The sequence below is a fragment of the Paenibacillus sp. NPDC058174 genome, assembly GCF_042883865.1.
Lineage (GTDB): Bacteria > Bacillota > Bacilli > Paenibacillales > Paenibacillaceae > Pristimantibacillus.
The window spans coordinates 120,522-135,317 of record NZ_JBHVUY010000009.1 but is presented as its reverse complement, the minus strand read 5'-3'; the positions used below and the strand labels follow the sequence as shown (position 1 = coordinate 135,317).

General features: G+C 51.3%; 12 protein-coding genes, 1 rRNA gene and 1 riboswitch. Of the genes, 1 reads left to right on the top strand and 12 read right to left on the bottom strand.

The window, feature by feature from the left end; genetic code table 11:
• From ACFVVF_RS26640 to ACFVVF_RS26610, 7 genes are all read right to left on the bottom strand, one after another.
• A 16S ribosomal RNA gene (locus ACFVVF_RS26640) occupies nt 1-192 on the bottom strand; the annotation flags it as partial.
• 459 nt (nt 193-651) lie between these two features.
• Nucleotides 652-6,816, bottom strand: a complete 6,165-nt coding sequence (locus ACFVVF_RS26635; RefSeq protein ID WP_387815942.1) for an S-layer homology domain-containing protein — start codon at nt 6,814-6,816, stop codon at nt 652-654.
• Nucleotides 6,817-6,857: 41 nt separating this feature from the next.
• Nucleotides 6,858-7,394, bottom strand: coding sequence for a phage tail protein (locus tag ACFVVF_RS26630; RefSeq protein ID WP_387815940.1), 537 nt, complete (start codon nt 7,392-7,394; stop codon nt 6,858-6,860).
• 17 nt (nt 7,395-7,411) lie between these two features.
• Nucleotides 7,412-7,921, bottom strand: coding sequence for a phage tail protein (locus ACFVVF_RS26625; RefSeq protein ID WP_387815938.1), 510 nt, complete (start codon nt 7,919-7,921; stop codon nt 7,412-7,414).
• A 52-nt stretch (nt 7,922-7,973) separates the two neighbouring features.
• Nucleotides 7,974-8,471, bottom strand: a complete 498-nt coding sequence (locus ACFVVF_RS26620) for a phage tail protein (RefSeq protein ID WP_387815936.1) — start codon at nt 8,469-8,471, stop codon at nt 7,974-7,976.
• 57 nt (nt 8,472-8,528) lie between these two features.
• Nucleotides 8,529-8,825 (bottom strand): DUF6916 family protein, encoded by a 297-nt coding sequence (locus ACFVVF_RS26615; RefSeq protein WP_387815934.1) that lies wholly within the window; start codon nt 8,823-8,825, stop codon nt 8,529-8,531.
• A gap of 32 nt (nt 8,826-8,857) precedes the next feature.
• Nucleotides 8,858-9,337, bottom strand: a complete 480-nt coding sequence (locus tag ACFVVF_RS26610; protein ID WP_387815932.1) for a GNAT family N-acetyltransferase — start codon at nt 9,335-9,337, stop codon at nt 8,858-8,860.
• A gap of 195 nt (nt 9,338-9,532) precedes the next feature.
• Here ACFVVF_RS26610 and ACFVVF_RS26605 point away from each other — a divergent pair, with 195 nt between their 5' ends.
• Nucleotides 9,533-10,999, top strand: a complete 1,467-nt coding sequence (locus ACFVVF_RS26605) for a PhoX family protein (RefSeq protein WP_387815930.1) — start codon at nt 9,533-9,535, stop codon at nt 10,997-10,999.
• Between the two features lie 364 nt (nt 11,000-11,363).
• Here the strand turns inward: ACFVVF_RS26605 and ACFVVF_RS26600 are convergent, their stop codons facing one another.
• The 5 genes from ACFVVF_RS26600 to queC all read right to left on the bottom strand — a co-directional run bounded on the left by ACFVVF_RS26600 (nt 11,364) and on the right by queC (nt 14,170).
• The gene (locus ACFVVF_RS26600; RefSeq protein WP_387815928.1) at nt 11,364-11,681 is read right to left on the bottom strand and encodes a hypothetical protein; all 318 of its coding nucleotides are present in this window, start codon (nt 11,679-11,681) and stop codon (nt 11,364-11,366) included.
• A gap of 95 nt (nt 11,682-11,776) precedes the next feature.
• Nucleotides 11,777-12,274, bottom strand: coding sequence for a preQ(1) synthase (queF, locus tag ACFVVF_RS26595; RefSeq protein WP_387815926.1), 498 nt, complete (start codon nt 12,272-12,274; stop codon nt 11,777-11,779).
• 30 nt (nt 12,275-12,304) lie between these two features.
• A complete protein-coding gene (gene queE / locus ACFVVF_RS26590) occupies nt 12,305-13,033 on the bottom strand; it encodes a 7-carboxy-7-deazaguanine synthase QueE (RefSeq protein WP_387815924.1) in 729 nt (242 codons plus the stop codon).
• A complete protein-coding gene (gene queD / locus ACFVVF_RS26585; protein ID WP_387815922.1) occupies nt 13,026-13,496 on the bottom strand; it encodes a 6-carboxytetrahydropterin synthase QueD in 471 nt (156 codons plus the stop codon). Before queD ends, queE begins: the two co-directional genes overlap by 8 nt.
• Nucleotides 13,493-14,170, bottom strand: coding sequence for a 7-cyano-7-deazaguanine synthase QueC (gene queC, locus ACFVVF_RS26580; protein WP_387815920.1), 678 nt, complete (start codon nt 14,168-14,170; stop codon nt 13,493-13,495). The genes queD and queC overlap by 4 nt, the downstream gene beginning before the upstream one ends.
• A gap of 89 nt (nt 14,171-14,259) precedes the next feature.
• A riboswitch (PreQ1 riboswitch) is annotated at nt 14,260-14,303 on the bottom strand.
• Nucleotides 14,304-14,796 lie beyond the last annotated feature (493 nt).

Genomic DNA, 14,796 nt, shown 5'->3' with positions numbered 1-14,796 from the left:
CCAAATCGCGTATCCGGTATTAGCATTCGTTTCCGAATGTTATCCCAGTCTTATGGGCAGGTTACCCACGTGTTACTCACCCGTCCGCCGCTAACTCTACCTTTCCCGAAGGAAACGTTGAATCCGCTCGACTTGCATGTATTAGGCACGCCGCCAGCGTTCGTCCTGAGCCAGGATCAAACTCTCCATTAAAGGGTTTTCGACGATTCAGCTGTGAAGCTGGTCGAAAAGCCCGATCTAGAAGTTGATTGCTCATTACTTGTTTTATCGCTTTTCTATTAATTCCTTAGAATTAACAGGGCAGTTTCGCTCGTTGTTCAGTTTTCAAAGAACAATATCTTTTGTGACAACGCATGTTATCTTATCACATCCGTTATCTCGTTGCAAGCTTTTTTTTTCGAAAGTTTCAAGCCGTTCAGCTTGTCCCTCTCTCTTCGCTTACCTCGCCAACCGCGTCTCTCTCGGCCGGAATTAGAATATACCATAGACTAATAATAGATTGCAAGTCTTTTTTATCATTTAATTTAAATTGCTAGATTTCAATATGCAGCGCCTCTATATAAATAGCAAAGAGCCAGCTCCGAGCATCATCAGATGCCCGGGCTGGCTCTTTGCCTATAATACTAGTCTTCTAATTCTTACTAGCGCTGTTTACCAAGGCGACAACCCTGCTTCACGCATGAGGCGCAGCAGCATAGCAGCTGCTTCCGCTCTTGTCGCTTTATCGCCCGGACGGAATGCGCCAGACGCATCGCCTTTCGCCAGTCCAAGCTGTGACGCTTGCTGAACGGCCTCCAAAGCCCAGCCGGAAATGCTGACTTGATCTTTAAAGCTGCTTCCGGCTCCAGGTGCCGGCACTTTGCCCGCATACTGAAGCGCACGCATCATCATAACAGCCATTTCCTCGCGTGATACTGTATTGCCTGGATGGAACGTACCATCGCTATAGCCATTAACGATGCCGGCGGCAGATGCTGCCTTTACCGCATCTGCATACCATCCATTCTTCACGTCTGTGTAACTCTGACCGCTGACCGATGTTGACGACAGGCCAAGCACACGAGTAAGAAGCGCCGCAAACTCAGCTCTCGTAATCGATCCGTTCGGATCAAAGCTGTCGTTGTCCTTGCCTTTAATGACAAACATAGAAGCTAACAAGGCAATATCCTTCTCGCCCCAATGTCCGGCTGTGTCGTCAAATTTAACCGGCCGGTCAAGGACAACATAGATACCGGAGGTTTGATCCTTGGCATCGGCAATCCAGCGTCCGCCTTCCTGGCGGAATAACGCCGGAACATAGCGGAACTCACCAGCAGTGCCATCCCATTTCAGAACAGCAGATCCATATGGCGGTTTGCTAGTGCCAAGAGGCACTGAGAAGAGCACGTATTCCTTAAATGACGGGAATGCATGTCCTTTTCCAGCGGAGTCTTCATATCCAAGAGTAAAAGCAAACGGGCCCGCTACTAGGTTTGCGCCCAGCTTCTCCGCACCCTTAGTCAACTCTGCCTCAGCCTTCGCAGCAATCTCCAGTGTCAAAGATTGAGGAGCATTGGCTCCGCTTGCTTGCTGCAGCAGCTTTTTCAACGGCATCTCCACGGATCCGGAGCTAGTCGCTACCTGAATGATAAGTTTATCGTTGATGCCTAAGAGTTTATTCACTATAGCTGAATCGAACCGAACGGACACTGGATTCTCACTACCCAAATCAAGTGTTACGTATCCTGATTGTACATCCTTCAGTGAAATTGGTTTCGCAAGCGCCATGCCATTCAGCCAGAAAGTGAAGTCGAACATTCCCTCGGAGCCTGAATTGCCGCCCCCGCCGCCATTACTGCCTCCTCCGCTGTTTCCGGGAGCAAGCACTGTAACCGGAGCTGTAAGCGTAATCCCTGACCAGCTTGCAGTAAGTGTAGCGCTGCCCGCGCCAACTCCATAAAGCTTGCCGTCTCGAACTTCAGCTATATTTACATGATCCGAAGTAAAGACAGCTTCTGCCGTAACATCTTTTTTGCTTCCATCAAAGAAAGTCGCTTCAAGCGTTATCGGCTTCTCATTGCCTGTTACGAGGCTGTAGCTAATCGGATTAAAAGCAACAACTGGCATTACCGTAATCGTGATGTCTGATTCCGCACTAATGTTGCCTGCTGCGTCAGCTGCAGAAGCTTTCAAACGGTAGTCCCCTTCCGGCAAACCTGTTACTGTCATCGACCAGCTGCCGTTCGCCGCTGCTGTTGCCGTTAACGATGCCCCTGGACCGTCTGTCGTAGCTAGCGTAACGAGACTTCCCGCTTCCGCAGTACCTGTTATCTCGATGGCATTAAAGACTGCCTTCGTCCCGTTTGCAGTAAGAAATACCGGAGCATTCGGTGCCGTAGTGTCCACTATGATCAGCGGCAAGCTTACAGCCGGCATAGTAAGATCTAGAAGATTGCCCAAGCTGTCAGTCAGGACTCCCCCGTTTAGCGCAATTGCGCCAACCCCAATGCCGTCTTCATCCGTATCGCCTGATGTGACAGTGTAAGTGAAGGTAAGGACATTGCTCGCCGTATTAACGAGTGCGGCATCTGCTGTCTTGCTGCCAATGATCAGCTTAAGCGAAGGCGTTCCCCCAGCGTTGTTCAGTTGAACCGATTTATTCAACTGAACCTTGAAGGTTAAAGTTGAACCCTCAGAGTAGTAGCCTTCAGCCGGACCATCTACGGATTCTATGAACGGTTGAACAGCATCGATTTTAATAACCGCGCTCATAGCCGGTAAAGCCGTATTCATCAGATTACCCGCCTGATCCTGAACGACCGCCTGATTCAGCTTCAACTGCATCAACTGAATGCCGTCCATATCGTAATCGCCCGAAGACACTGTATATCGGAAAACGAGCTTATTGTTCGTGGATGAGGCAGCATCATAGAGAGCATTCCGGTTATGGCTGCCGACCGCAATTTCCAGCTCTGGAGAACCAGAAGCTGTATGAACATCAACAGCCTCGCTTATGTCGAAGACAAACTCCAACTCATCCCCCAGCGCATACGTCCCTGGGGCACTAGCCGTTACAGCGGTAATCGATGGTGCAGCCGAGTCTACAATCACATTTGTAAAATCGCCAACTCCAGCTAGACTTAGCTGCGCGGTGTTGCCGCTGGCATTGCCAATGGAGCCTCCTCCATTAAGCAGCGCCGTCGTTGCAGACAGGTCAACCGCCTCTCCATTAGCATCTCCTGCTGCCGCTGTATAGGAAAATACGAGCGTATCGAAACCGCTGCCCGATTCATAGACAGCATGGACTTGCTTCGTTCCAAGACTAAACGGAAGCTGCGGCTTGCCTCCTGCCGTATTAACGACTACCGCATCATTGAATTTAATCGTGAACTTGACGGCATCGCCTTCTTTGTAATAGCCGCTTACACCCGATACCGAAAGGATTTTTGGTGTAATCGTGTCAATGATTACTTCCGGCCTGCTCAGCGGAGCTGGAATCGTTAACTCCAGCGCATTGCCTGCCGGATCTGCAATTGCCCCTCCGTTCAATGACAATAATGGCTCCAGCTCAATGCCGTCCAAATCGCGTATGTCGGAATCCGGCGTATACGCAAAAGCCAGCTTGCTTGTTCCGTCGCCTCCCGTATAGGAAGCGTAGACCACAGATCCCGCGACTTTCAGCGGCAGCCTTGGCGTTCCGCCGCCGGTTGCTACATTTGCCGCTTCGCTTAGCTGAACCTCGATCGCAACGGTGCTTCCGCTCGTGTATTTCTTCCCTTCAATGACGACTGATTGAATGACCGGTGCAACTGTATCAATAATTACACCGCTCATAGCCGGGGATACTGCCGGAGACAACGCCGCGGCATAGCCGGCCTTATCCTTCAGAGTAGCCCCATTCAAATCAATCTCGGCATCGGGTGCGAAAGAAAGTCCATCCGGTTCGTTGTCTCCTGCCGTTACGGTATAGGAGAACTGTATGATTTTGGAACCTGAACCCGATTCATAAAGCGCAAAAACGGTATTCTCGCCAACCTTCAGAGGAATGCGTGGCACTCCCGTTACCGTCACCTCTTCATTAAATTCAGCCGCAAACACTAGCTTGCTGCCCGCTTTGTACGCACCTGCTGCAGGTACATCTAGTGCAAGCAGCGACGGCGCTTCGGTATCGACTTTAATACCCGATGCGTCAATACCTGAAGGGATATCAAGCACTGCCGGATTGCCGGCAGTATCGGCAATAGCTCCGCCGGACAGCGATAATGCAGAGCCTAGCTCGATACCGTCATTATCGTTGTCCCCATCCGATACAGTCAGAACGAATTTGAGATCCGTTGGCGAGATCGCTTCTGTAAAAGCAGCATGAACCGTCCTTCCGCCAATTTTAATAGGAAGCTCAGGTGTGCCTCCAACCGACACCCGTTCATCAAACTTCACGATAAACTCCAATTGCTGGCCAATCGTGTAGATTCCGTTGGCAGGGAGCTGTATCGCAGAGATGGACGGAGCGATGGCATCAACCAATACGCCATTGGTCGCTGCAACTCCCGATAAGCCAAGCTTTGCCGGCGCGTTCTGGGCGCTTACAATCGATCCGCCGTTTAATCCCAATGCCGCTCCGACGGAAATACCGTCAGCATCTGCAAGTCCGCTGGCCACCTTATACTCAAAACGCAGCGCAGCCGTACCGCTGCCTCCATTGTAGGAAGCTTTTACATTCGTCGTTCCGATAACCAATGGCAGCTCTGGCGTACCTGTCACAGTGACGGCTCTGTCGAAGCTTACAGTAAACGCAAGTATGTCTCCCGCTTTATACGTTGCATTAGCTGGAACAGCTACGGACACAACGTTCGGAACAGGCTGCACCTTTGTTGCATCAATACTGTTATTGTTAGCGCTATCGGCCGCTTCCTCTCCGCCGCCCGATACATCGGCTTTGCTGTCAAGCGGTCCGAGAACGGCAGTGTCCGCGACGTTTGCCGTCAAGCTGATGACAGACGTCCCTCCCGGTGCAAGCACGGCAGATCGCGTGCATTCCAGAGTTGATGTGCTGCATGTCCAATTTGCCCCGCTCATCGCAACAGCCGTTAATCCGTTGCGCAATTCGGCTTTCAGCTTCATTGTGCCATTCGTCGCTGCGATACCTTCATTTTTAACTGTAATCGTATATGCCGCCTGCTGCTGGCCTTGATAGAAATCACCGCTATGCGTCATTTCGACGGTGAGGTCCGGTGCTGCGTAGTACACAAGCTCCAACGTGCCTTCAAGCGACTGCGGCTGTCCGGCAATTATCCGGTTTACCGTATAAGTATAGGTCGCATTGCCAAGTACACCGGTATTCGGTACAACGGTAAGCGTCCGGGTATTGCCGCTGCCCGTTAAATTTTCCGACTTGATCAGACCTGCAGTCTGACTGGTGCGTACGACATTTACCGAACTCGGAATATCTTGAAAACGGAGCGACTGTGTATAAGTCGTGTTGTACTTCAGCGTCACACGCTGGCCTTCGAATGCCCCTGCCGCTGTCTTGTCTGTCACCATTCTCGGGAAACCGCGCTGATCATACGGAGAGCCAGAGGCTCCGCCAGTGCTTCTGGCCGGGCTGTCAACTTTCAAGGCATGTGTCTTCGTAAAGCCTCCGTTATCAGCGAGCGGCTCCAGCTTGGCATCGATGTTGAACAGATTGCCTCCGCCGCCTCCCGGTCCAAATGCGCTGTCCGCTTTGTCGATCACGTTGTTGACACTGTCCGTTGCAGATAATTTTTTGGAAGCATCATCTACAAATATGTCCGCTTTTCCTGGCTCCTGATCAGAAGTATTGCCCGAAATGATCGAGCTGCTCAGCTTCATCATGCCAGGCTCGCTTGCTCCGACAGAGATGTATAAGCCCCCGCCCTTCTCCGTGCTTGAATTGTTCGTAACGGTAATGTGCTTCAGCACGGGCGAGCCTTGAATCGTCGAGACGATTGCACCGCCGTTAACCGCTTTATTGCCGCTAAACGTACTATTCTGGATGACAGTATCCGCAACGTTTAACGACAACGCGCCTCCGCTGGAAGCTGTCGCAGCATTCCCGATAAAAGCACTGTCCTCGATGCGAAGCGGTCCCGCATGAGCGGCGCTTCCCGGGAGCACGTCCAGCGCTCCGCCGGATCGTTTGCCGGAAACATTGCGCTCGAAGGAGGTTCGGATAATATTTACCTGAATGTCACCCTCCACATATAAGCCGCCCCCGCCGTCTGCCGCTTTATTGTCTTTTACGATAACGCGGTCAAGCTCCAGCTTTCCGCCGTCCACGCCCGACACGTACATTCCACCGCCGTCGCCCTGATCCGCATGAGAGCTGTTATTCGCTACGACAACATTGTAAAGAGACAAAGTAGACGTCCCGGTATCAGCGTTAATGCCTCCTCCGCCGTATAACTCCTTGGGAGCTTGTCCCCCCGTAATCGTCAGTGCCTCGAGTGCTACATCTGCGAAAACGCTGTCCAGAGCTTCATTGACTACAATCGCTCTATTGCCGGAAGCAATCAGTCTGGTCGCAGCTGCCGCACCTTCCCGGTTGCCGCTTGCGCCAATAAGCGTTACGCCGCGGCTGATCTTCAGCGGTGTATTGCCCAGCGCGTAATCGCCGGGGGCAAGCTTAATCACTTTATTGTTTGCATCCTGAAGCGCAGCCTGCAGCTCTGCAACATTATTGACGTCCACGCTTTCGCCCGCAGCCGATATCGCATGGGTTAAGCCAAAGGCGATCAATCCAAACAGCACAGCCCCCATCGTCGCGACCGCTGCGCTGCGCTTGTATGATCGAAGCTTCCCCGTCCATCCGTTTCCCATCGTTCATTTCCCCTTCATAAAAAAACGAATTTATCCGTCTATCACCATCTAGCCGGGAAAATGCCCTGCAGCGCTATAATATAACTAACGGCCAAATAGGGCTGCATATTGTTATGCGGCAGGTTTCCTCCGGCAACATTTAAAGCCTGCGCATGCATTCCCGACAGAGCTCCTCCTGATGAAGGGTCGCCATACACATTCACATCGCGGCGTCCTCGCGCCTTGGTTGGGAACGCATTGGACGGATCGCCCTGCGGCTCGGCGGAATTGCTGTAGTTCATCCCATGATTATGATAAGGGATCTCGCTGTTAATCAGCGTTACGCTCTGACTGCCGCCAGACTCGCCTATGATGTGATCCGACAGACCAGGTCCTTGCCCCCAAAACATCGGCGCCTTGCCCTGCAGATCCGGCAGCGCGAAGTTCGATTGGCCGTTTCCGCCATAATTGGTGCCAAGCAATGAAAACAAAGCGGTATTTTGCGAGATCGGAAGCAGCCCGCCGTTGCAGAAAGCCCAGCCCTGAGGCGGATAATTACCGCAAAATATACGAATCTCGCCTAAAAATTGATCTGCCATTATGTATTTCGGCCTCCTTAATTACGTGTCGGAAATATTCCCTGCAGTGCAATGCAAAAATTCAAAGTCAGATAGGGCTGCATATTGTTGTGTGGCTGTGAGCCTCCAGCAGCTTTTACCAACTGCGGATTCATGGCAAAATTGCCGCCTCCAGGCCCCCCGGTATGATACGCGCTTACCGATGCAGCCGCCCATACGCCATTATTCGGCGTCGGCAGCGTCGCAGCAGACGACTTCGCTTGCAGCTGATGATTGTGAGCAGGAAGCTCGGATAGCGAGACGGTATGGCTTGTCTCTCCCCCCACCTGTCCTAATTCGATGCCGTTTCCGTAATGAATCGGCACTCTTCCTCGAAAATCAGGGAGCGCAAACGTCGTCACCCCGTTCCCCCCGTAGAGCGTTCCAAGAATCGAAAATAACGCTTGATTTTGATTTATGGCCAAATACTGGCCATTGCACATCGCCCAGCCTTTTGGTGCAAATTCCATACTAAACAATCTGATTTCACCCATATACGGAGTACCCATTCTTCTCCCCCTTGCCCGATATATTTAATTCGTGGCATGCTTTCCCGTGATACTAATTCTGGCTAGGATAAACGCCAAATAAAGAAATAATAAAACTCACACACAAATACGGCATCATATTGTCATGAGGCTGGCTGCCGCCGCTGCCGCCAACTGCGGAAGCGTGCATGGCACTGCCGGATACAGCGGAATCGGCTCCATTCGAATAAGCAGCTAGCGAAGACATTGCCGGCACGGCATTTACCGGATTGCTTGTATTTCCTTGTTCCCCTCGGGACATTACGGTATGACTATGCGACGGGATTTGCTGTATCGTTAATGTTGCCGTCTCAGAACCGGCGTTTTCCCCTAATGTATAAGTACTGTCTCCTGGCCTTGAACCATTATGAACCGGAATCCGTCCCCGCAAATCGGGGAGCGCATACGTCGATACACCATCTCCGCCGTATCTCGTTCCTATTAAGTTGTACAAAGTTTCATACTCCGCGATCGACAGTAACTGTCCCTCGCAGAACATCCATCCGGCAGGAGCAAAGTTACCTCCGAACATTCTTATTTCTCCTATGTATGGTTGCCCCATCTATGCTCATCTCCTTCTCTCTTGCTATTAAGCTTGAACCTGCCTGCTATAAACGGCCTCATACCGATAACCGTCCGTGTCCTTTCCGATCGGCACAACAAATACGGTCTCATCTTCAATCTCCGGGTGCCGAAGCATGACCGTCTGCTGCGGCAGAAATAACGCTTCCGGGCCCCGGAACACTAGAGCAAATTGTTCAAAGCCTCCTGCTTGGCCCCGATCGTCGACTTGAATCAATTCCAGCTCAAACAGCGGCTCTGTGCCGAGCACCTGAAAGGATTCGCCCACAGCCGACTTGTAAAATAGCAAAGATGCCTCCGCCATAGCACTATTCCGCCTTTCTTTCATGCAATCATTTATATCATGCTGCCAGTATAAGGCTCCCATCTCATACCGGTATAAATCTCATCGGCTGACATTTCCTTAAAACCCAGCCTCTCGTAGAGCCTGCGCGCCCGCACATTGGTGTTATAGACATGGAGCATGACCGGCAGCCCGAGTTGAGCCGCTTTCTGCTGCAGCTCCAGCAATACTGCTGATCCGGCGCCTTGACCCTGCGCTTCCGGCTGCAATGCGATATCGATCAGAACGATTGACTCGCTGCCGTAATAAACCCTCAACGAGCCTACCGGTTCATCTCCCGCACAAAGAACCCGGCACACCGCATCCGGATACGCAGCTGAATACGACGCTTGGCGAGCCTGGTACTGCATCTGTAAAAACAGCTCTATCTCATGGGCGCCAAACCCCCATTTCATGACTTCATGCCGCCGTGTGCCCGCATAAACTTCATATAAAAAAGTCTCGTCTTCAGCAGTTGCGGAACGCTGATTCATTAATGGCCCCCTCTATCAAAAATCAAAATGACAGCATCCGACGCTGAACGATAAAAAACTACAATTTAATAGTACATCGAAAATCAGCCTTTTTACACCATTTTTTTATAAAAAATGTTCATACAATGCCACATTTATGCTATCTTAAATGCTAGAGAGCAATTCTATTGAATCGGTCTAATTTGGAGGTCCATCATGAACTATAAAAAAGAAGTTTCACGCCGCTCTTTTCTTGCGTTTCTCGGAACTGGAGCCGCAGCTTTCGCCGCTTCCGCAACCGGCCTCGACCCCTTGATCGGCAAAGCCCAAGCCTCGGCAGCCAAGCTGTTTGCCCCGGCTGCTCTTCCATTTCCCGCACTGCAGACGACGACAGAAAACCGGCTTACAGTTGCGGAGGGCTATTCGGCCGATTGGCTAACTTCCGGCGATGAAGGGCGTTACATTAGCTTCTGGCCTGGACAAAACGAAAATGAAGGCACACTCTGGGTAAGCCATTCGAATAGCAAGGCCGATTCCCTTAAAGAGCGGGGCGCATCGATCATTAAGGTCACTCGCGCCGATAGCCAAAGCTCTTGGAAAGCAGCTAGCTCAAGACGAATTGACGCAATGGACCGGATCGCTTTGACGGGGCCGGCAAAAGGAACGAAAGCCGTCCATCATGCAGCGGAGGTGCAAGGCTTGTGGAGCAATGGCACTGGCGGACGTACGCCGTGGGGCACTGTTCTTGCCGGTGAGCAGCCGTTTGATTCCGGTGCAGCCAAAGCCGGAATCAATCCCGCAGCGGTCGGCTGGATAGCTGAGGCAGCCCCTGCCGAAACTGGTTTTGCGGTCCGAAAACATACGGCGCTCGGCAGATTTGCACATGGCGACGTTTCGGTAGCATTGACTCGCGATCGCCGAGTCGCAGTCTATATGGGCAGCAGCCACGCACTATTTAAATTCGTCAGCTCCGGTCAATACGATCCGCTCCTCGGTACGGCAAACTCCGCGCTGCTCGAGGATGGACAGCTCTTCGCTGCTGATTTCGGCGGCGGCCAGTGGATCGAGCTGACCGTTAAAGCGGTTCGGGCCAAGCTCGAAGACCGCGCCTTCCGGGTTCCAGACGGTGTCGATCAACTGCGTGAGGACTTGCTGGACAAGCTGGAGAAATATTCAGATATTCTGGTTCATGCTCATGAGGCAGCGCTTGTGCTTGGAGCGACGAAGCTCGACTCGGGCAGAGGCTTAGCCCTTCATCCGGCTGACGGCTCGCTCTTCATCGCACAGACCGGCAGCGCTGCTTCCGGCAACGGCTACGGCAGCGTGCTTCGTCTCATAGAGGCAGGGCATGATGCGGGTGCGGCTGCTTTCGAATCCGACCCTGCTGTAGCCGGCGGGCGGCTTAGCGGCATCAGCTCACCTGACGGAGCGGCATTCGATTCCGCCGGCCGTCTCTGGCTTGCATCCGGCATACCTGCAGAACGGTTGAACACCGGCGCATACACGGCATTCGGCAATAACGGACTGTTTGCGCTGGAAGCTTCAAGCGGGACTTTCGGCAAAGCCGATCCTTTCGCTTTTGCTCCGGACCAAAGCTCGCTGTCCGCACCAGCCTTCGGACCAGACGGCACCATGTTCGCTGCTGTTGCCGGCAAAGGCATTGCGGCTATCCGGAAAGTCTGACCCTAGAAGACAAGACGGAAGTCCGGTCATGCGCATATACGTGCATGACGGACTTCCGTCTTTTTTATGCTTAAATAAGCAATTATCCGCACAAAATAACTCATCCCGCTGTTTATTTTTAACAGCGAGATTTTCACAGTTCCCCTACTTTAATGTCTGAAAGGCGGTGAACCGCAATGGCGAAACAACAAGGTCACGGAAACAAAAACACGACAACCAAGTCGTCTGACAAGAAAGGCAACGCGTCCGGCAATAACCACTAAGGCAGATTCTGAGGCAACAGGCAACAGCTTGCAATAAAAAAAATCCCGTCGCAATCTCGTTGCCGAGTGCGACGGGTGTCTCCCATTCCGTTACAAACCTATTATCTGGATGTTTTGGCTTTGGCTTTGGCCTTTGCTTTTACTTTGGATACGCCAGCATATCTGCTTCTGCTGCTATTATGGTTGCGGCTGCGGTTATGACTGCGGCTGCGCTGACTTCCCTCATTCGAAACTTCTTCATTATGATAGCAATACTCATAGAGATGTTTCTCGCACGGAACACAATGGTGACGGTTCACGACATTGACGCGATGAACAACTTCGACGATTTGCGGATGAAAAATGTCATTAAATACCGTTACTGGCGGATCGTAAACCCGGACGGTAGGACAGAACGGATCGCAAGGATGACAAGACATTTGGTAGGCTCCTTTCCAATTGGTCTAATATAGTATATGGAGAAGGGTCAGGCCTTGCTTGTGTAATAGCCTTGCGAGATAGTTGTTACTAGCAGTTATCTGTTATCTATTTTTTCAGGATAGAGATCATGATTGAACAGCCGCTGCTCAGCCAATTGTTCATACTTTGTCCCAGGCTTGCCGTAATTGCAGTACGGATCGATTGAAATGCCGCCGCGCGGCGTAAATTTGCCCCAGACTTCAATATAACGCGGCTGCATGAGCGCAATCAGATCATTCATAATAATGTTCATGCAGTCCTCATGGAAGTCGCCATGATTCCGGAAGCTGAACAAATAGAGTTTGAGCGACTTGCTCTCTACCATCCGCTGATCAGGAATGTAGGAAATATAAATTGTTGCAAAATCCGGCTGCCCTGTCATCGGGCATAGACTCGTAAACTCCGGGCAATTAAATTTAACGAAATAATCGCGATATGGATGTTTGTTGTCGAAAGCCTCCAATACAGCAGGCTCATATTGCGATGGATATTTGGTTCCTTGGTTGCCCAGCAGGCTGATCCCCTGCAGCTCTTCTTCTTTTCTTCCTAACATCGCCATGTCCCTCACTCTCACTTTTTCCGGCTATACGCCGCGTTTATTTCCCCAAATCCAAGCATGAAGCTGCGGCAGTACCCGTACTGCCGACAAATCATCTCGACTCATCACTTGCTCGACAAGATGCTCATAATTGTTGGTCAGCTTGCTTAACATAATGCTGTTGTCGGTCTCCGTTAGGTCGTCATTGCCCGATTGTACGAAAAATGCCGTGTCCGGATAACGCCGATGAACGGAAGCAGCGAATTCCAGGTCATTCTCGTCAAAAACGACGACCTTCAAGCTGTATAGACGATCTGCTTCTCCTAATCTCCCGACAATATCGTCCAGCACGGTCCAATCCATCAGCATCCCTGAGCTCGGCGGCTTAGGCGACAGCGTTACTTCATCTATAGCGAGAAGCCAATTCTGCCAGCGGCTTCCTTGCGTTTCTACTGCAATCCGTATTCCTTCGAGCTTCAACAGCTCTACCAGTTCATCCATATTGGCCAGTAAGGCGGGATTACCGCCGGAAAGCGTAACATGGGAAAAACCTTTCCCTCCAATATCCCGCAGTTCGGTCCATATCTCCGAAGCCGTCATCATGCGAATGGAGTCTTTTCCGGTACCGTCCCAAGTAAAAGCGGAATCGCACCAGGAGCAGCTGTAATCACAGCCTGCCGTTCGAACGAACATTGTTTTTTGTCCAATGACCATGCCTTCGCCTTGTACCGTGGGTCCAAAAATCTCCATGACCGGCAAACGTTTCTCAGCCATGAGATGCCGCCATCCTCGGACGGTATACGACATAGCTCGTAGGCGTCTCGCGCAAAAAGACTTGAATGCATTTCGGACGGTTAGACCGTCCATCCAAATACATTTGCACAAGTTCAGCGATTGTCCGAGCGACTACTTCTGTCGTAGGAAACCTTACAGAGCCGGTACTATTCGAATGTCCGGAGGACAAGGCTGGCCCAAACAGCTCGGTATGTTCATTTAGGCAGCCGTGATCAAACCGGTCATGAATAAGCTTTTTTATATCGGAAAAATTGACGAGAAAACCGGACGCATCCAGCTCATCGCCAGCAATCGTCACATTAACGAAATACGTATGTCCATGCAGCCGTGCACACTTGCCCGCTTCTTCTGTCGGGATATAATGGGCTGCTGCAAAATGCATATCTTTATTCAATTCATAGCAATAGGCATGCGGCGTCTGCGGATAGATTTGCTGCATCATCGCTGCTCACCACGACTTCCCGCTCCGGCCAAATAACGCTCCAGCCCCTGCCTGCGAAGTTTGCAGGCCGGACATTCCCCGCAGCCGTCGGCAATGATGCCGTTGTAGCAGGTAAGTGTCTTCTCTCGTACGAAGCTGAAAGCGCCAAGCTCGTCGGCAAGCGCCCACGTCTGCGCTTTATCCAGCCACATCAGCGGTGTCTCGATGACAAAGGGATAGTCCATCGACAGATTGAGCGTAACGTTCAACGACTTAATGAACACGTCTCGGCAATCCGGATAGCCGCTGAAATCCGTCTCGCAAACGCCCGTTACGATCGAATGAGCGCCGATGCCTTTTGCGAGCACCGCTGCAAAGGACAGAAACAGCAAATTTCTTCCGTCAACAAAGGTGTTCGGCAATTCGCCTTCCTTTTGCTCAATTTCCATGTCCGGCCTCGTCAACGCGTTCGGCGTTAGCTGTCCCAAGAGCGACATATCGAGCACATGATGACGCACGCCCAGTTCCTCAGCAATTTGCGCCGCACATTCCAGCTCAAGCGCATGGCGCTGACCATAGTTGAATGTGACTGCCTCCACTTCCTCATAGCGCTGCAGCGCCCAGAACAGACATGTCGTACTGTCCTGCCCGCCGCTGAATACGACGACGGCTTTGCCTTGCTTTGTTTGATACATTGTTAATCTCCTCCCTGATGAGAGAGAGATTCCTCGAACTAGATATTTGTCCATAAAATGGAAGAAACAGAATCTAAGGAGATTCTGTTTCTTCCTTAGTTTTTTATAGAGGGAGTTCGCGAACCTCTCCTGAAACGGACGGACGCTCTGTCCGGCTGCTTCAGTATTTATTCATTTATACCTATCGTACTATAGCATAGCTGTCTTTTATGAACAAGGTTCGAAATACTGGGCGGGAGCACAGTCAATTTGCGGGGTGGCGCTCATTCCGCGTATTCGGTGCGATCCAAAGACAACCCTGCGGACTGGCGCTCATTGCGCGGATTCGGTGCAGCCTGCCATTCTTGCTTCCATTACTATATTCGCTCTCGCTCTATAAAATGGATAAAAGCTGCAAAAAGTCAGTCTGCACTCGAATCCGCTCCATTTGCTCTCTATCCGCTCAAACCAACACCAATAAACACCAATAACAAGATCCGACATCTAAGCTCATAGCAGCAAAAAATTACTATAGCACTGCAATTACTCTACTAGCCTGCCCCTCCAAGTAACATTATGGTTCTACAACGAAGCTCATTCGCTATTTAGTGAACCCCGCTTCGTTGTACGCATTGGTATGAGGCCGC